General features: G+C 44.5%; 7 protein-coding genes. All 7 read right to left on the bottom strand.

The annotated features are described in order from the left end of the window. Positions 1-103 precede the first annotated feature (103 nt). On the bottom strand, positions 104-14,308 hold the full coding sequence (locus WCM76_05890) for a right-handed parallel beta-helix repeat-containing protein (protein MEI6765153.1): 14,205 nt from the start codon (positions 14,306-14,308) through the stop codon (positions 104-106). A 342-nt stretch (positions 14,309-14,650) separates the two neighbouring features. Continuing rightward, entirely contained in the window at positions 14,651-15,523 is an 873-nt protein-coding gene (locus WCM76_05885) for a transglutaminase-like domain-containing protein (protein MEI6765152.1), read from the bottom strand. A 130-nt stretch (positions 15,524-15,653) separates the two neighbouring features. Beyond that, positions 15,654-16,778 (bottom strand): DNA polymerase III subunit beta, encoded by a 1,125-nt coding sequence (gene dnaN / locus WCM76_05880; protein ID MEI6765151.1) that lies wholly within the window; start codon positions 16,776-16,778, stop codon positions 15,654-15,656. 172 nt (positions 16,779-16,950) lie between these two features. Then, a complete protein-coding gene (locus tag WCM76_05875; protein ID MEI6765150.1) occupies positions 16,951-18,051 on the bottom strand; it encodes a DUF4340 domain-containing protein in 1,101 nt (366 codons plus the stop codon). Between the two features lie 80 nt (positions 18,052-18,131). Continuing rightward, positions 18,132-19,913, bottom strand: coding sequence for a gliding motility-associated ABC transporter substrate-binding protein GldG (gene gldG, locus WCM76_05870; protein MEI6765149.1), 1,782 nt, complete (start codon positions 19,911-19,913; stop codon positions 18,132-18,134). Next, entirely contained in the window at positions 19,907-20,638 is a 732-nt protein-coding gene (gene gldF, locus WCM76_05865; protein ID MEI6765148.1) for a gliding motility-associated ABC transporter permease subunit GldF, read from the bottom strand. The genes gldG and gldF overlap by 7 nt, the downstream gene beginning before the upstream one ends. A 70-nt stretch (positions 20,639-20,708) precedes the next feature. Continuing rightward, a complete protein-coding gene (locus tag WCM76_05860; GenBank protein MEI6765147.1) occupies positions 20,709-21,128 on the bottom strand; it encodes a hypothetical protein in 420 nt (139 codons plus the stop codon). Positions 21,129-21,300 lie beyond the last annotated feature (172 nt).

Here is a 21,300-nt window from a genome sequence, read left to right as displayed (position 1 = left end):
TCTTACATGATATCAGCGTATTATTGTTAACGACTGCTTAACAATTCCCAAATAAAAAAGCCGTATCATTTCTGGTACGGCTTTTTTAATGAATAGATGAACTTTAGTTTTTGACCACTTTGGTATAGATATTTTTATCCTTAGTGCTGAGAATGATGTAGTAAACGCCTGAAGGAAGCTGTTCCATATTCACAGTTCTGGAGTATGCTGTACCTGTGTAGTTATCGTCAATTACGTTAACCAGCTCGCCCAAAACATTCATCAACCTTACTGAGAACGTTTGTTCCTGAGCAAAGTCAGCTGTCAGGGTAAGCATGGTATGCACCGGGTTTGGATATACGTTCATTCCCGAAGCATCGGTAGTTACTTCATCCACACCGCTGGCATTGTATGAGAACGGCGCCGAAGTAGCCGAGCAGCCGAAGCTGTTGTAAACGGTTACGTTGTAGAATCCGGAGCCCGATGGTGCGATAGCCTGCAGCACAGCTCCCGGAATCTCGCTACCGTTGAGCTGCCACTGGTAAGCGTATGCAGAAGTAGATATCAGATTGTTTCCTGAAACGGAAATCACCGGAATAGCCGGAACGGGATACAGCCCTATTGCGTGTGTTGCCGCAGCACTGTTTCCGCAGGAGTTGGACGCCACCACCGAGATGGTTCCACCAACAGCACCCATATCGACGGTAACCATGGTGGTACCCTGTCCTGACACAATCACGCAGCCTGCCGGGAATGACCAGAAGTAGGAGCTTGCACCCGACACATTGTTCGTGTAGAATACCTGTCCTGTGGTGTTGGGGCAAATGCTGTCGGGTCCGTAAACAGCCGTGGGCTGTGCCGGGGCCTGTCCAACGGTTACCGGAATACAAGCAGCCGAACTGGAAGAGCATGCGTTGGATGCCACCACACAAATGGTGCCCGGGTTTGTACCGGCATTTACCATAATGCTTGCAGAGCCCTGTCCTGAAGTAATGGTCCATCCGTTGGGGACGGTCCAAGAGTAAGCCGTAGCATTAGCAACCGGCGATATTGAATATGCAAGTCCGGTATTGCCACCGCAAATATTACTGTTTCCGGAGATAGAAAGAGGCGTACCCACCACGGCTTTCACCACCACGTTGCGGCATGACGCGGTACTCACCGAACAGCCGTTACCGGCCGTTACGCAAATGCTGCCGCTGATTGTTCCGCTTGTAACGTTAATAGTAGTAGTACCTGCACCGGCAGTAATGGCCCATCCCGAAGGCAGTGTCCAGTTGTAAGTGCTTGCACCGCTCACCGGAGCAATAGAGTAGGTGAGTCCTGAGTTTCCACCGCAAACGCTGTCGTTTCCGGTAATTGTACCCGGAGCAGCAAGAGAATTGGAAACAGTGACCGAAGTACATGAAGCGGTAGAAGTGAGTCCGCAGGAGTTGAGTGCGGTCACACAAATACTTCCGCTGGCACTACCGGCAATCACACTCACGGTAGTAGTACCCTGCCCGGAAGTAATAATCCATCCGGTTGGGAATGTCCAGTTGTATGATGAAGCCCCCGTAACCGGGAGGATGCTGTAGTTAAGACCTGTCTGTCCCGGGCACACTCCCGGATTACCGCTGATGGTACCCGGTGCAGAAACCGAAGAGTTAGACGAAACGCTCAGACATGAAGGCGCCGAAGTGTTATTACAGGTGTTTGTCGCGGTCACGCAAACGCTACCGCTACCTGAACCGGCCGTAACATTGATATTGTCGGTACCCTGACCTGAGTTGATAATCCAGCCTGTGGGCAGTGTCCATGTATATAATGTAGCACCTGCCACCGGAGTGATAGCATATATCAAACCTGACTGACTGGGGCAAACACTGGCCACACCCGATATGAGGCCCGGGGATTGCATGCTTGTATTAATCGATACGGTAAGACAGGTAGGCTGTGATGTGAGGTTGCAAGAGTTGGTTGCGTTTACACAGATGCTTCCGTTAGAGTTGCCTGCAGTCACATTGATGTTGTCGGTCCCCTGTCCTGAGTTAATCACCCATCCCGAGGGTACGTTCCATGAATAGGAAACGGCACCCGGCACCGGAGTGACCGAATAGGATATACCAGCCTGTCCCTGACAAACGGCAGCCAAACCAGTAATAGCTGCAGGCGCCTGCATTGATGTGGCAATAGATACCGGCAAGCAGGACGAAGATGATGTCACCCCGCATGAGTTTGTAGCCGTAACGCAAAGGTTGCCATTACCGCTACCCGACGCCACCGAAATGGTGCTTGTCCCCTGACCTGATGAAATGGTCCATCCCGTTGGTACAGTCCATGTATATGAGACCGCACCTGCCACCGGCTGAATGCTGTAAACCAGCCCTGCCAGATTCGGGCAAACCGAAGCAATACCAGTAATGGTTCCCGGAGTAGGAATGGTGCTGTTAATGGACACCGCCTGACATGAAGCTACCGAAGTGATACCGCATGCATTTGTTGCAGTAACGCACAGGCTGCCGCCCGATACACCTGAAGTTGCCGTAATACTGGCAGTTCCCTGACCGGAAAGAATAATCCATCCGTTGGGCAGAGTCCATGTGTATGATGCCGCCCCGCTGACCGGAACCACCGAGTAGGTAAGTCCTGTCTGGTTAGAGCAAACCGTAGAAACGCCGGTGATGGTGCCCGGAGACTGCATCCCTGAGTTTATAGAAATAGCCAGGCAAGTAGCCACCGAAGTGATGCCGCAGGCATTGGTTGCCGTAACACAAAGATTTCCGCCTGAAGTACCTGAAGTGAGCACAATATTATCGGTACCCTGTCCACCTGTTATTATATATCCTGAAGGCGTTGACCATGTATATGAAACAGCACCCGGCACGGGCGTAACGGAGTAATAGAGTCCCTGAGTGTTCTGGCACACGAAATTATTACCAATGATGCTCGAAGGAGCCGGGAAAGTAGAACTGATATTTACATTAATGCACGTTGCAGAGGAGGTTATGTTACAGGCGTTGGTAGCCGTAACACAGATAGCTCCGTTAGTACTTCCTGAAGTCACCGTAATCGAGTTGGTGCCCTGTCCTGCCGCAATGGTCCAGCCCGTTGGTACGGTCCAAGTGTAAGAAGAAGCGCCCGGAACTGCGGTTACAGAATAAGTAAGCAACGGCTGGTTGGGGCAAACGCCCGTAAGACCTGTGATAGCTCCCGGAGCCTGCATAGTAGTCGTAATAGAAACGGGCAGACATGAGTTGGATGAGCTGCTGCCGCAAACGTTAACTGCCGACACGCAAATGCTGCCACCGACAGAACCGGAAGTAACGGTAATAGTATTTGAGCCTTGTCCGGAAGTAATAGTCCATCCGGTAGGCGTGCTCCAGGTGTATGACACCGCTCCGTTCACCGGTTGTACCGAATACACCTCACCAGCCAGACCGGAGCAAACGCTGGCATTACCGGAAATAGTTCCGGGTATAGCCACGGTGCTGTTAATGCTTATAGAGAAGCACGATGAGACTGAAGTAGTGCCGCATGAGTTAGTCGCGGTAACGCAGATAGAACCACCGGCCGTACCTGAAGTAACATTAATAGCCGTTGTACCTTGTCCGGAGTTTATGGTCCATCCCGTGGGAACTACCCATGCATACGAAACCGCGCCACTAACCGGAGTGATGGAGTAGCTGATGCCATTCTGGCTTTGACAAACACTTGCCAGACCACTGATACTGCCGGGCGCCTGCATACTGGTATTGATACTTGCAAAAATGCAGGTTGAGGTTGAAGTGATGCCGCAGGCATTTGTCGCGGTAACGCAAATATTTCCGCCTGTTGTACCTGAAGTAACTGTTATATCTGTTGTTCCCTGCCCTGATGTTATTGTCCATCCGGTTGGCACAGTCCAGTTATAGGATGCTGCGCCGGGCACTAATGCTGCAGAATAATTGTTGCCCGGTTGGCTCTGGCATACAGTAATATTTCCTGAAATACCTGAAGGTGCCGGGAAGTTGGTGCTCATACTCACACTAATACAGGTTGAGGATGATGTAATGTTACAGGAATTTGTTGCTGTTACACAAATCGAGCCGCCTGCGGTTCCCGATGTAACGGTGATGGCGTCCGTTCCCTGTCCGCCTGTTATAGTCCATCCTGTGGGTACAGTCCATGTATAAGAAGTTGCTCCCGGAACTGCCGATGCTGAATAAGTGAGACCTGACTGGCTTGGGCAAACCCCCGTAAGACCGCTGATTGAAGCCGGAGCTTGCATGGTGGTCGTTATTGCGACGGCAAGACAAGTACTGCTTGAACTGCTGCCGCAGGCATTCACCGCTGAAACGCATAGATTGCCATTAGTGCTGCCTGCTGTCACCGTAATGCTGTTTGATCCTTGCCCACCGCTTATTGTCCATCCCGCAGGAACCGTCCATGAATAGGAGACCGCTCCTGAAACTGGCTGTACACTATATACTAAACCGGTAAGTCCGGCACAAACGCTGCTGCTTCCGCTAATGCTGCCGGGAGCCGTCACCGAATTATTAATAGAAATAGACAGGCAGGATGAAACCGATGTAGTGCCGCACGAGTTTGTGGCAGTTACACAAAGGCTTCCTCCATTCGATCCGGATGTAACATTGATGGATGTGCCGCCCTGACCTGAATTGATGGTCCATCCTGTGGGGACGTTCCACGTATAAGAAACGGCACCTGAAACCGGTAAAATAGAGTAACTGATACCGGCCTGATTCGGACAAACACTCGATGTCCCGGTTATTGCACCGGGAGCCTGCATGCTTGAATTGATGCTGACCGCCACGCAGGTTGCAGATGAAGTGATGTTACAGGCATTTGTCGCGGTAACGCAAACATTTCCTCCACCTGTGCCACTTGTTGCTACTATATTATCTGTGCCTTGTCCTGACGTTATTGTCCATCCCGAAGGAACAGTCCAGTTGTATGACATGGCACCGGGAACACTTGCTGCAGAATATGTGATGCCCTGTTGATTTTGACAAACAATACTGTTTCCGGTAATGCCCGAAGGTGCCGGGAACGTAGTTGTGATATTGACTGTTTGGCATGAAGCAGTAGAGGTGATGTTGCATGCATTGGTCGCCGTAACACAAATACTGCCGTTCAATGTTCCTGAAGTTACAACAATGCTGCTGGTACTTTGACCGCCTGTAATGGTCCATCCTGTTGGTACGGTCCAATTATACGAAGTCGCACCCGGTACAGTGGCAACGGAATAGGTTAATCCCTGCTGACTCGGGCAAACCCCGCTTAGACCCGTAATTGTCCCCGGAGCAATCATACTTGAAATAATCGAAATCAGCGAACAGGAAGAACCTGAAGTTACTCCGCAACTGTTGGTGGCTGTGACGCAAATATTACCGCCTAAAGTTCCTGACGTAACAATAATTGCATTGGTTCCTTGACCGGAAGTGATACTCCATCCGGTTGGAACAGACCATGTATACGATGTGGCACCCGACACCGGAACGATACTGAATGCTATGCCTGCAAGGCTTTGACAAACGGTTGTGCTTCCGCTGATAGCGCCCGGCGCTGAAATACTATTATTAACAGTTATTGCTAAACAGGAGGCCAATGATTGAATATTGCATGAGTTCACTGCTTTTACACAGATATTTCCACTGGTGGTTCCTGCATTCACTTTAACAGAGGTTGTTCCCTGACCTTGCGTAATAGTCCAACCTGCAGGAACAGTCCAGAGATACGATGTTGCATCGGGCTGACTGCTTACTGAATAAACCAATGCTGTATCAGTTGAACACACGGTTACAGATCCAATAATAGTTGCCGGTGTTGAAACAGTATTCGAAACCGTAACTGCCAAGCACGACGGTGATGACGTTCCGCAACCGCTGGTAACCGTTACACAAATATTTCCTGAATTACTTCCTGATGTTACGGTGAGTGAAGTCGAATTCTGTCCGGCCGTAATTGACCAGCCCGAAGGAACAGTCCAGTTGTAAGCTGTAGCACCCGAAACAGAAGATATGGAATATATAAGTCCTGACTGATTACCGCATACGGTAGCTGTTCCTGAAACAGCGCCCGGACTGATAGAACCTGAATTATTTACTGAGAGACAAGAAGTGGACCCTGTTCCGCAACTATTGGAAGCATAAACGCATACGCTGCCTGAATTGCTGCCTGTATTTACATGCAAACTATTTGTGCCCTGACCTGAAGTGATGGTCCAGCCCGTGGGAACTGTCCAGGTGTAACTTGTAGCACCAGGAATAGCCACAATTGAATAAATAAGATTAGTGAGACCCGCGCAAACAGTTGTGTTTCCGCTGATAGTTCCCGGATTCAGCGAGCTGCCCGAGAATTCATCGGCACCAATATCAGGTGTTGAAGGATCGCGAGGCTGCCCGTCAATATCAGTGGTTACAGATGCTAAAGGCGTTGCAGCTCCGTTGAATTGAACGTTGCACGTATGTAAATCTGTTGAGCTTAGGTAATTGGGTGGAACGCTGATTGAATGCGCATCCTGACCACTGGCACTTTGCCAGTAAGCAAGGTTGATACGGTCGCCATTCCAATAACCTACGTAATAGCCGCTTGTAGTGTATATATTATTATAGTCACTTTCGGAAATGGCTGTCGGATTATTAATATAAATAGGATATCCCGAAACAGTTACCACAGAGTTGTTTTTAATTCTGAGGAAGGAGCCATTTGTTTGATAAATCCCATAATCGTTTGATGTAGCGTAAATGCTGTTGTTGAATACATCCTGATAGTTGCTGCTGTTTAAATAAATACCTGCATTGTCGCCATTCCATGAACTATTAGGCAGCATCGCAAAATTGTTTGAGATTAGACCTCTTAGCGATGAAGTTCCTGCACATGATATAAGATAAATGGAATGCAATCCGGCATTACTCTTGTTCCCGCTTACTTTAATATTATTTGCACAGCTACTTACATAAATTCCGTCGGCGCTGCTGCCGGTGGCGTTAATACTGTTTGACGTAATTTCTATCGAAGGACAATTCGAAACATAGACTCCCGTACCCGACGAGTAAGAAACTGAGATTGTATTTCCGCTGATGCGTGAATTCAATACATTATCTTCATATACACCTCGGTAATACTGCCCTGACATGAGGTTATTACTAATATCCCATCCTGTAACATTGGATGAAACCGTGCAATACACTCCAAAACTTCCGAAGCGCATCTTATTATTGGCTAAGGTGAAATTGCTTGACAATGTAATGGCACTTGCATATATCAGCGAATACGATGTAGATGTTGAGCCACCTGTATATCCTTCAATTACGCAATTTTTAATACCGATATTATTTGAATTACTTTGCAGACCAACAACCGGGTTGCTTCCTGTATTGCGTATGGTCAGCTTACGGTAAGTCACATAATCGGCTCCGCTGAAGGTGAGTGGCGTTCCTGAATACGTAAGCACAACACTTGTACTGTCGAGGCTTTCTGCCTGGAACGTTACTGTGTAAGTACTGGAAACACCGTTAATGGCATTCATGCTGAATGTTTCATAATAAGTGCCATTCCTGACATTAAATAATACGGGACCACAAACTCCGCTGCTGGCAAGAGCTGTAGCCGCCAGACTGAAGGTTGCAAAATCCGGATTTGTTCCACCAATAGTGTAGGTTCCCGACATAGCCAGATATTTATTCAATACTTTGGCAGAATCGTTGAACGCATAAACATCGCTTCCACCGTTAGGGTTGGATGTCCATGAATAAATTGAATATAAAGTCGCAATACTGAAGTTGTACATACCAACAGCAAACGGTCCGTAGGTTTGACCCTGTGCCAAATTGCCTGTCCAGTTGTGCGGAGTCTGCGCAACCCCATTCACAGTCCAGTTGATAGTTGCACTGGTAAGGTTGGTTGATCCGAAATTTTTAAGAGTTACGTAAACACTATCACTGGTAATACAGAAACTGGCGACATCATCAATAGCCTGAATACCGGCATCGAGAGGTGGTGCGGTCCATTCAATAGCGCCCATATCGGGATGCTGAGCATTTCTGGTATTGTTAAAATAGTCAACGGTTATACCGCTTATCGGATTGCCGACATTGTCCAGCAACGGTTCCTGAAGATTCAGGTTGGTGTCGGATACAAAGCGCGGATTCAGGTAATAGGATAATGAATCCTTGTATGTGGCAAGCTGCCATGCAGTAAGTGTGGTATAGGTACTTCCGTTCCAGCTTCCTACATTACCATTGGCATTATAGAAATTATTGAAGTTGCAGTAGTTTATGAATGTACCGGTTTCAATAAAGAGGCAGTTACCGTATTTCTGTGAGAAAATGTTATCCTTAATCTGGTAATTGCCTGAGCCGCCCGTTTGATATAACCCTCTTGTTGTGGATGATGTTCTGTTAGGGATGTTTATAGAATTGTAGTAAACATCAAGATACGTGCAGCCACTGGAATAGATGCCATAACCGTAGCTTGGATAGGTACCCGCCATACTCACCAGATTATTGACAATTAACTGGTGATTTGTAGAAGTTCCGGTTCCCGATTCAATGAATATTCCATAGTAACCCGACCATGTCCTGATTTTATTGCGGCTCACCAGAATATCATTGCTGCAGCTTGTTAAATAAATTCCGCGGTAAGTAGAATAGCTTGTATAGGAATTGACTATTGAATTCTCCTTAACCTGCACACGGTCGCATGAATTTGCATAAATGCCGTAATAGCTGGTACTTGCACCGCTTGTACTGTTATCAATGGTGTTTTTCTGTATCGACGCATTCGGGCAGGAAACAACTTCAATACCATTGAAGTCGCTGTATGTGTTGCTGTTTGTAAGGATGTAATTCTGTTTTATAACAGGTGCTGTTGCGCCTGATACTGAGATACCTCGGTAGTAAGGATTCATGAACTGGTTGTTCGAAATCTCAAGTCCGGGTGCTGTGTTTCCAGTGAAATAAATGCCGTATCCGCAAATTTTGAAAACATTGTTTTTAATCCGGATATAGCTTGTTGTAGCAGGAATCCCGCTCATAAAAATTCCGCTGTAGCTCGTTGATGAAGTAGCGGGACTTTCTATGATACAATTAGTAATATTGATATTCGTGCTGCCATTGTAGATATAGAAAGCACGTCCGCTGGTACTTCTGATATTCAGTTTATAAAAACTTATAAAGAGCGGATTCGATGCGGACATGGTAACAACGTTGCCTGAGTTTGTCAGAATTGCCTGTGTGCTGTCGCCCGACTGCGAGCGGAAAGTAACCGTGTTAATGGACGAAACGCCTGTGATATTGCCGATATTGATACTTTCAGTGTAAGTTCCATTGCGAACATCAAAAGTAACGGGACCGCATACACCATAGGTGGTAAGCGCCGTTACGGCCGTACCGAACGTTGCAAAATCGGGGTTCACACCACCAATTGTGTAAGTGCCCGACATTGAGACATACTGTGTGGTAAGCTGCGACTGGTCATTGAACAGGAAGGGGTCAACAAGACCATTCGGATTGCTGGTTGAGGCGGTAATCGTAAATTGTGTACCAATGTTGAACTGATAATATCCAAGGCTGAATGGGCCTATTGATGCATTGGGCGCCAGTGAACCGGTCCAGCTATATGGCGTTTGCGCCACACTGTTCACCGACCAGTTAATAGTAACGCTTGTAAGGGTTGTTGCACCATAATTTTTAAGAACAACAAAAACGCTGTCGCCGCCGTGGCATAATGTCATTAACTGGTTGATACTTGTGATGCCGGCATCATTGGGAGGTATATTCCATTCATCGGCGCCAATATCAGGTGTGGTAGCATTTCGTGTTTGTCCGTCAATGTCAGTTGTTACCTGGGGCAGGGGTTTTCCGACATTATTCAATAAGGGCTGTTGTACATGCAGGTTGCCGTCAGAAACATAATACGGGTTCACTGAATAAGAATTGGTATCATGGCTGCTGGCTGTTTTCCAGTTGGCCAGTGTGGTTTGCGCGCCGTTCCAGTAACCGGTATATCCCAGCTCAGAGTACAGATCATTATAATCACTGCTTACAATAGCTGCGGGATTATCCACCCAGAAAGCATAACCATACTTACTCAGGAAAATATTGTTGATGAACCGCAGATTTTGTCCGGAAGTCTGATAACAGGCTTTATTATTACCATCGGTGTGAAGTTGATTCACACTGTTGTTCAAATAATCTGTATAGCGGCAGTCATAACTGTAAATGCCGTATCCATAAATAATACCGCTACCGCGAATCATCATGAAGTTGTTGGAAACAATACCGTGCTGACCGGCTGTACCATAACAGTAGTACATCTGCAAGGCGTAATAACCATAAGATGTAAGGTCAACTTTGTTATTATTTACCTGCACATTATCATTGCAGTATTCCATGTATATGCCGGTAAATGTTGAATACGAAGTGGTGTAGGTGATGCTGTTGTTGTTAATCTGAACACCCGGTAAATATCCGGCATAAATACCCCTGTAATAGGGGTCGGTGATGATATTATTGGTAATCACTATGCCCGATGTTCCCGGTGTGGTGTAACCGTAGTAATAAATGCCATAACTTCCATAAAGTATCTTGTTATTATTGAAGGTGTTGTTGTTATTGTTGGTCGCACTGGCTGAGCAGTATACAACAGCATAGGAAGCAGAAGTCTGAGCGCCGTTCACCCCTTGAAGGATGTTGTTTGAAAAGGTATTATAGGCTGCCCCTCCGTCAATCTGCACCGCTCTTGCAGTTGATAATGTTGTGCGGATAGTGAGCTTTTTAAAAGTAATGTAATTGGCCCCGTTCAGGAATAATGTTGACCCTGACGAATACGTCAGAATGGCGGCGGTGCTGTCGCCGGTTTCAGATTTAAACGTAACCGTGTTTGTTGATGAAGTTCCGAAGATGGCAGGAATTGTAACGGCTTCCGAATAAGTGCCATTACGAACATTAAATATTACGGGTCCGCAAACACCCCTTTGGTTCAGTGCTGTAACAGCTAAATTAAATGTAGCGTAATCGGGTGTGGTACCGCCAATCGTATAGGTGCCATTCATCGAAACATATTTATTCAGAATCTGGCTCTGATCATTCCATGTAAACAAATCAGTTACGCCGTTGGGAAGCGATGTTGAAGCCGTCACTGTGTATGCTGTGCCCTGAAGGAATGTATAGGTTCCGATTGAGAAGGGACCTACCGTAGCGCCCGGCGCCAGTGTACCTGTCCACGAAAATGCAGTTTGCGCCACTGAATTTACGGTCCAGTTAATCGTAACAGATGTTAACGTTGATGTTCCGTAATTTTTCAGACTAACATACATATTACTGTTTCCGGGGCAAAAGGTCTGATTGACATCAATAGCAGAAATGCCTGCATCGGCTGCCGGTGTTGTCCATTCATCGGCACCAATATCAGGTGTGGAAATACTTCTGGTTTGTCCGTCGAAATCATCGGTTATACCGCCGATAACCCTTCCTTTGTTATCGAGCAATGTTTGCTGGCAGTGCAGGTCAGCATTTCCTGCAAAAGCCGGAAGAACGTTGTATGAGTTGGTGTCTCTGCCACTGGCTGTTTGCCAGTCGGCAAGGGTGTTGCGGTTTCCGTTCCAATAACCCATAATGCCGTTGGAGCAATAGAAATCGTTGTAATTGGAGCCGGTGATACTTGAAGGATCTGTTATATAAATTCCGAAACCGTATTTTGCGGAGAAAATATTATTGGCCATCTTAATCTCGCTGCCGGCACTGATTTGCTGCAGTCCATAACAGGTGGATGTTCCCCGGTTCGCATTTATACTGTTGTAAAAAATATCCTGATAATTACACCCCGAGAGGTAAATACCGAATCCGGTTGTGAGATTTGAACCGTAAAGGTTGATGAAATTATTCGCGATAAGCCCGTGCAAACCGCTTGTTCCCGTGCAGCTCATCATTTGAATCCCATAGGTTCCGTAGGTGGCAAGGTCAATATTATTTTTATAGATTTTAATATTTTCGCTGCAACTGCTCAGGTAAATTGCAATGAAGTCACTTTGTGCACTGGTTGTACAGGTGAAATAATTGCCAATAATTTGCGGCGCCTTGATGCTTGTGAGCCCAATACCTCTGTAGTAGGTGTTTTCAAATCGGTTATTCTGCGCAATAAAACCTGTAGAACTTGATCCTGACCAGTATATTCCGAAGGTTCCATATTTGAATCGGTTATTGATAAATGTGTTGTTGGTACTTGTGCCGGGAATATACACACAGGAATAAGAAGCAGTAGTAGTACTGCTGTTATATCCTTCAAAGACGCAACTTCTGAACGTGATGTTGGATGAATTGGTGTTAATATACGCAGCGGCGTACGAAGAATTCTGCCGTATCGTCACCTTTTTAAAGATAACATAGTTACCACCGGTAAAATACACAGTCGCAGGCGAACTGCTTGAGTAAAGTATAACAGCAGTACTGTCGCCTGTTTCAGCCTGAAACGTTACCGTATTGGTGGCCGAAACACCGTTCAGCGTGCTGACCGATATTTGCTGACTGTAGCTTCCGTTGCGAATATTAAAAACAACAGGACCGCACACACCGTATGTGTACAATGCGTTCAGTGCATCATTTACGGTAGCATAATTTGGAGTCGTGCCGCCAACAGTGTAAGTGCCCGACATGCCTGCATTGGTGTTAATCACTTTCAGCGTATCGTTAGGATTGAATGGGTCTGTTCCTGCATTCGGAAGCGATGTGTAAGCAATAACGGTGTATTGTGTTCCTGCAGAAAAATTGTAATAGCCGATGTTAATAGAGTTGCTCGTGGAATTGGGAACAAGATTACCGCTCCAGCTGTATTGTGATTGCAGTACTCCATTTACCCTCCAGTTGATTTTTGCACTCGTAAGGTTGGTTCCGCCAAAATTTTTAATAGTTACAAACACGCTGTCAAGTCCGTCGCACGGCGGATACACGCTTGTAACACCTGCATCGTTGGCAGGTGGTGTCCACTCGTCAGCACCAATGTCGGGCAATGTGATATTTCTGAGCTGTCCGTCAAAATCATCGGTAACACCAGCGCATGTTTGTCCCGCATTATTTAATATTGATTGAGTAACATGAAGGTCGGTAGCAGAAACAAAATAGGGATTTAGTGAAAATGAATTCGTATCCATATTCGATCCCGTTTTCCAGGTGGTAAGTGAAGCATAGTTTGCAGCATTCCAGTACACCACATAACTGCCGGTTGTATAGAAGTCGTTGAAGTTCGATTTGCTTAACACGCCCGTTTGGTCGAAGTACATCATATAGCCGCCATTGGCTGCAAGTATATTATCTCGTACTTCGAGATTCGATGAAGATGAAGTGCCTTTTTGATAGATACAGCGGGCTGTTGATGAGCTACGCGTTATGTTAACACTGTTGAAATAAATGTTTTGATAATTGGTGAGTTCTAAACCTATACCATGCCCCAGACCGCTTGAAGTTCCCTGAACGCTCACGAAATTATTTGCTACAAGTCCTCTCTGACCTGAGTTTCCGTTGCAGGTGTTTAAATAAATTCCATAATCGCCGTTGGCATAATTCACATTATTTCTTACAACTTTTATCAGCTGATCACAATTGTACAACGCTATTCCGATAAAATTGGCGTAGGCTGAACTGGTAGTTATGGTATTACCTCTTACAATTACCGAACGCAGATACGACATCTCAATAGCCCGGTAATACTGGTTTGTAAGTGTGTTATATTCGGCAGTGATGCCGGTTGTTGTCGCACCATAGTAATAAATTCCGTAACTTCCGTTAATGATTTTACAATTGCGGATGGTGTTATTTGTATTGCCTCCGACCGATGAATTGATGACGGCCATTCGCACTGCCGTTGCTGTAGTTGTGCTAGCCTGCACCACGCAATTAGTTATAATGTTGTTGGATGAATTGTTATCAAGCAACAGGGCTGTTGAATAGGTTGTTCCCGTTGCCTTGATAGATATTTTACTGAAAGTAACATAATTGCAACCTCCGAGTTTAAGCGTGAAATTACTTGTACTCGTTGGATAATATGACAGAACTACGGCAGTACTGTCGCCGGTTTGCGATTGAAACGTCACCGTGTTGGTTGATGAAACACCACTGATTGTTCCGATATTTATCTGTTCGTTATAGCTGCCATTTCTGACCTGAAAAACAACAGGTCCGCTGACACCTTTGGTAACGATGTCATTTACTGCTGCAGTAAATGTGGCATAACTGGGCGTAGTGCCACCAATGGTGTAGGTGCCGTTTAATGCCTGACCGAAACCTGCGGTAATCATGGTAAACATGATGCATGTTACCCAAAACATCCGGAAGGATAATCTTCTTGTCATAATGATAAGTTTTATGTTGTTTTATTTTATTTGTTGTCTAAACCCGGATGCACAACAGTGAAGCACGGACTGTAAAGTCCGATTTCCTTGTTGCCGTGCACTTTTATTTAAAATTGAAATTCCGGGTAACGCACATTTTTATCATCACAAATATAGGATAATAATTGAACTGACCAAATGATATAGAACAATAAATCCAGGTAATAAATAAGATTAATGACGCATCAAATATACCCGTGCGGATGGTATTTTACAAAACGGGTATGGCTCCTGAACCTAAATGGCGAAAGGTTTTTTGAAGTGCATTTTATGAAATCGGGTGGGGGAGCTGAAGTTTGGTTGTCAAACAATAAATATCGACTGCAGCTTTTCAAGTTCAGCGGCTTTCTCATTTTCGCCCATTTTCTTATAAGAAAAAATAAGATTACGGAGTAAACGCACAATAATATCAATGTTTGAGCAAGGCTGATAAAATGCTTTTTGTGGGGCTATTTTCACCTGAATAAGAAACTGATCGACTTCTCTTTTTGAAAAAACGGCTCCTTTGCTGAAAGCATTAATATAGAACATTACGCCCTCATCATCTTCGTTTGAGAATTCGCCATCGGCTTGTTCATCAACCCAGGCGAGCACAAAATGTTCGGGGAGGTTTACACCGTAAACAGGCATACCAAGCGATTGCGCCAATACTATATAAAGTATAGACAATGAAATAGGACTGCCTTTGCGGGTTTCTATTAATTGATCAACAAGGAAATTTGAAGGCGAATGAAAATGAGTGCGGTTGCCGTCAAACCTGTAAATGTCATAAATAATTTTATTGATGATTCTCACTTTTTCAAGTGCAGTGAGGTTATTATTCAGCTCAAGCCAGATATCCTGTTTTATTTTATCGATAAAATTTCTGATCTTTTCCTCGTCAAGGTTCGGATGCTCCGAGCGGCTTACCAGTATGTAGCCGAGTAACAGATTCATTCCGCCCAGCGTATACCAGTTTGATAATTCCTGATACAGGCTCTCTCTGCGTAATTGAGCCATCAGGCTCTCTATCCTGCTTTGAATTTGAGGGTTGAAATTGTTATCCCAAATCTTTTGTAAGAGCGGAATAGCGCTGCTGCTATAACCAAGAATCTTCTCCCGTATCTTACGAAAAACCTCTTCATCCGGCTCGTCTATCAGACGGATGAGGGCTTCAAGTTCACGGGTTGGATCCACGCTTTGCATTGTACTGGCTGTTGGGTTCCTATAAAAAAAAGCAATAAGAAGTAACTTCTTTCTTGCTTTTTATGTTTGTTTTTTTCAAAAAAAACGGGTGCTCAGTATATTACTGTTTACTGATAACTGTTTACTGATTCAGCATAACCGGCATTACGAGCATCAGTATGTCTTCTTCTTTATTTTCGCTGTTTACAGGAAGCAGCAATGCTGCTCTGTTTGATGCCGACATTTCAATACAGATTTCTTCGGTGTCAAGATTGTTCATCATCTCCAGAATGAATTTTGAGTTGAATCCAATCTCGATATCTTCACCTTCAAAAGTGCAGGTCAGTCTTTCTTTTGCTTCGTTAGCCAGATCAATGTCTTCGGCGCTCAGCACCAATTCCTGACCTGATATTTTGAAACGAATCTGACGCGTGCTTTGGTTTGCAAACAAGGCAATACGCTTCAGTGTGTTAAGCAAAAGCACCCTGTCAACAAAGAGTTTCTTTGTGTTGTTGGTCGGAATAACCGCTTCGTAATTTGGATATTTACCGTCAATAAGGCGGCACACAAGATTGATATTGCTGAACGAGAAAAATGCGTTAACAGTATTGTATTCAACCTTAACAGCTACATCTTGCGATGAGAGCTGGCTGCGCAGCTGATTCAGCGGCTTTTTAGGCAGTATGAATGCAGCAGCTTCCGTTGACTTTGTATCTGTTCTGCGGTAGCGAACCAGTTTATGAGCATCTGTTGCAACAAAGGTGATGTCTTCATCAGATATCTGGCAGAACACGCCTGACATTACCGGGCGCAGCTCATCGTTGCCGGTGGCAAAAATGGTTTTATTAATTGCGTTTGCCAGCGTAATGGAATTGATTTCAAGTGATGTTCCGTCTTCCATGGTGGGGATTTTCGGGAATTCATCGCCTTTAAAAGCGTTCAGCTTATATTTACCTTCGCCGGCAGAAATTTCTACCGAAAGGGTGTCTTCATTAATTGTGAATGTGAGGGGAATATCACCAAACGTTTTCAGAATATCAAGCAACAATTTGGCTTGTATTGCTATCATGCCCGGCTCGTCAGCTTTAACCACCGGTACATTTACGGTCATGGTCGTTTCCAGATCGGAAGCTGTAATATTCAGCGAGTTCTCACCGAGGTTAAAAAGAAAATTCTCAAGAATTGGCAAGGTATTGCTTGTACTGAGTACCCCACTTATTGATTGCAGATTTTTCAGCAACACGGAGCTTGATACAATAAATTTCATGCGTTCTGGTTTTATGAATGGTTAATTTGAGTTCGGTTCGTTGCATGCAAAAGTAATAAATAATCTCTAATTTCAAAAATTGCACGCAAAAAGTTATAAAGACGTTATAACCAAAATCGATTCTTTTAAAAGTCAGGATAACAAAAACTTAGATAAAAATACGAGATTACACTTAATGCGCGGATTTACTTTTTATTGATTTATATGCTTCATTCGGCGGAATGGCTTTACCGCTAAAATAATCGAGGGTTCTAAATACCTGTCCAAATACAAAGAACTGTATCAGTGCCAAATCATTATCATCATGTATAAGCGCATACAGACGGTCGCCGTCATACTGGAGCGTATCTTCGCCCATAATGGGATCCAGCACCGGATCTTTGTGAAAGGTCTTGATTTTGACAGTTTTACCAGACATTTCTTCCACAGAAATGAGCATATACGGCTTGGACGTTAGCTTTGCTCTGGAATCAGCTGTAAGATCCGTCAGAATTGCTTCATATCTCAGGTTCTCAAAGCCGGTAAAATAGTCCATAACTTTGGTGGTATCGTACTTCATTACTTCTTTATTCCCGTGAAGGGTATAAACGGAGAACGCGCGTGGTCCGTTTTTCACTAATTTAAACGACTGATCGGGACTATCATAATTGTCTACACTAACAGCATGTACATTGTTGTATTTGATATTGAAAACGGTATGGTCGAGCCAGTCTGATTCTATAACGCTGTAACGTGATGAAAGGTAGCCATTGAATCCCGGTAGATACGTAATAAAGGGAGTTTCCGAACCATCAACCAGCATATAGGTGCCCATGTTATCCTGAGTAGCCATTCCAACATAATATGTTTTAGTCAGTTTTTCGTGCGGAAATAATTTGATGCGGTTAAAGAGGTCGATAAAATATACGCGCTGGTATATTTCCACTTTAGTGGCCGAGGTGGCCAGCAGCGAAATTATAGTGTTACGTGCTTTTTTGGGGACAACATCTTTCATTTGCACGTTATGAATTGTTTTCAAAAAATAATTGATTGCCTCAATGGATGCTTTATTTGCATTATTTACCATCCAGCTTCCGCTGTCGCTCCTGCTCAGCGTTACTTTTTGGTCTCTCATGTTTGCCATGAAAATTTTAGTAATCGAGGCGGTATCCTCAATAGCGAAGGTGCTTTCGGGACTGTCGATGGTACTTTTTTTAGACCCTTTTATAATCACAATAACTGCAACAACGGCAAGCAGTAAAACCAGAACAATAATGATGGGCTTTTTCTTCATAATAAAATAATTATAACTTCATTATCAGGATAACATTGTACTGCATGCATCTGCGGAGGAATAAGCGCCGCACGTTTATGCTATCTTTTGATAGGTCTTGTGTATTTTCTTTTTCGCAGTATTAGCTGTATCAGTCCGAAAATAAGTATGAGAAGAACAGGCAGCACGCTGTTAAGCAGTTGCCAGTTCAGGCGGCTGTTCTTGATTTTTTCCTTGTCAAGAAGCCGGAGTTTCAGCTCCCGCGAACGCACGGTCATCAGGCCGGAATCATCGCACAGATAGTCGACGCAGTTAAGAATAAAATCTTTGTTACCGAATGTCTGGTTGGTGTATTGGTCGTATCCCAGCGGCAGGGCATAGCCTTGTTTGAAATCAATCTGGTTTTTAATAATGTCGCCATCGGAAATAACAATCATGGCATTCTCCGCGCTTTGTTCCCTGTAATCAAAGTTTGCCTTGTCCTGTGTGATTTCCAGCGGCAAACGATCTTTGAATACGGATTTAAATTGTCCCTGCAGCAAGACAGCAACCGCCTGGAAAGGACTTTTAAAACTTCGTTTGTCTAATTTTTTATTCAGCAAATCGAGGCTGATGCGCGCCGGCGTATTAACCGGGCTGGAGTATTGGCTTGTGGTGAGCAGTATGGTTTTTCGAATCCCTTTTCCGCCCACGGTATCAATACTGCTGATAAATTCGGTGGTGATAAGGTTTAGATTGTTTACAATAGGATGATTGATACTGGGTGTGAGCAGGGGAAAGAAATACCACGGCAGAAATTCCTGGGTGGGTTTTCCGCCCGACTGCCCGGTTACCACCGGAATGGGAAGTGCGTTCAGGTCAAGAATAAGATCGGTATTGATGCGCACTCCATAATCGAAAAGCATGTCTTCCAGATTCAGATTTTTCGCGAAAGCCACTGTTTGGTCTGATGTGCGCAAGCTGTCCATGCAGGCATACACAGGGTCGATGAGCCATAGCACTTTGCCACCGTGCATTACAAACTGGTCAATAAAAAATTTATCTTTTTCGGCAAAGGCTGAATCCGGTTTGGCAATGATGAGGAGTTTAAATTTATTTACGAATTGCTTTTTAATTGTGTCGCGTGTAGCAAGCGCGCTGATTTTGCTGTTGATTGTAACCCTTTCAACCGAGTAGTATTCGGAGAGCGTACTGCTGATGTCGGCAAGACGCAGATCAGGCAGTTCGGCCTGCCCATCAAGAAATGCAATCTTTGGTTTGTTTACAGTAATCAGTTTGCGAATCACGTTCGCCAGATTATACTCGAGCCCTTGAATAGAATGATTCAGCTGTTCCTCGGCGCTATAGCCCTGCTGGCTCACAAGCAGCTGCAGCGGCACTTCGCGCCCTTTATAAGAAACCAGGGCGCCCGGAAATATCAGTTGTCTGGAAGAGCCGTCGCTTGTTTTTACCTGCAGGTCGGTAGGCAACAACCCTTTTGACATGAGCTGTTCGTGTAGTTTTTTGATTGCTTTTTTGTCGGTGCCTTCAGACGGATTGATGAATTTGTACTGAATATTATCGTTGTATGCTCTGAATTCGTCCAGCATTTCTTTGGTTTCGCTGCGCAGGCGTTTAAAACCGGCCGGGAAATCTCCGTCAAGATATACTTTAAAAAGTACCACATCATCTACCTGCCTGATAAATTGTTTGGTCGCCGAAGAAAGCGAGTAACGCTTCTCGGTGGTCAAATCAAAACGGGTGAACAGGTATGAGAAAATAATATTGAGCAGTACGATGATTAGCAGACTGATTCCCAGTTGAAAAAGATTCTGTCTTTTGCTCCCTGCTTTTTTTTGTTTTGTTGTTACGGAAGTTTTCTCCGCATTTTTCTTTGTTACCATTTTCTTCTTTCAATTGAGATTTTTGTAAGAAGCAGGAAAACTACAATCAGGCTGATAAAGTAAAGGAGATCTCGCGTATCAATAACGCCCCGGCTCATGGATACATAATGTGCGTTGATGCCCATTGATTGTATCAGCAAATCAATTTTTCCGAAAAGTTCAAGCGAATAAATAAACTCGAAGCCGATGTAAGCAAAACCGCAGATGAAAACCGACAAAATAAAGGCCAGCACTTGTTTATCTGTGAGTGATGAACAGAACAAACCGATAGAAACAAATACGGCGCCCAGCAGTAATAATCCGATATATGAGCCCCAGGTGGCGCCCAGATCAATATTTCCCGGAGGTGCTCCTAATTTATAAACCGAATAAAAGTAAATGAGTGTTGGCAGCAATGAAAAAATCACCAGCAGCAGTCCGGCAAAATATTTTGATAATATAATGTGAAGCTCCGAAACCGGCTTTGTCATCAGCAATTCCATGGTTCCGGCTTTTTTCTCATCGGAAAAGCTTCGCATTGTAATGGCAGGAATCAGGAATAAAAACACGAACGGTGCTATAACAAAAAGCCCATCGATACCTGAATAGCCAAAATCAAGTATGTTGAAATCCATGGGGAATACCCACAGAAAAAGGCTGTTGATCAACAGAAATACTGTAATTACAATATATCCTGTAAGCGAACTTAAAAAGCTGCTGATCTCTTTCCGGAACAATGTAAACATAGACGCGCTTTTTTTCGGAGTGCGAATTTAACACTATTTATAATACATAAAGCCAGTCATTCGCGAATTATCATTCGAACTCTTTGCCCCAGCTTACGGCAACCAATTCATCTTCTTCAAAATAGAAGTCGATACCTGCCAGCTCAAATGAAACGCGCTTTTCACCCCAGTTTTCGTCTTCTGTTTCCGGATTGTCATAACCCAGGTCGTGCATCAGGGCAATAATATCTTGTTGAGGAAGCCCGATGATTTTTTTTCCGGCAAGAACCAGATCTTCTGAGGTGCAATCGCAGCTGAAGAAAGCAGGTTTCTCGCGACCGTCGAACATTATTGCCAATCCGGTTTCAGGATAGTTATGGATAAGCGTCCAGTCTATTTCCGCTTCGTCTATAATCTCTGTGTTGTCGGGTTGCCCGAATATTGCAATTGCTTTTTCGGTACCATCGCCAAACTCAAGCGAATCCAGACCGGTGTTTAATATAATTTCCATGTTATTTAAATTAAATGAAAAGATGAAAAAATGAAAAAATGAAAAAATGAAAAGATGAAAAAATGAAAAAATGAAATGGGTTATAAAAATTTCTTTCTATTGGTTTTATGCCCTCAGGGCAACTACTTTATTTAACGTACGGCATTTCTATATTACAAACTTTATGAACTTT

The organism is Bacteroidota bacterium (genome assembly GCA_037133915.1).
Lineage (GTDB): Bacteria > Bacteroidota > Bacteroidia > Bacteroidales > CAIWKO01 > JBAXND01.
This window is presented reverse-complemented; position numbering and strand designations above follow the sequence as displayed.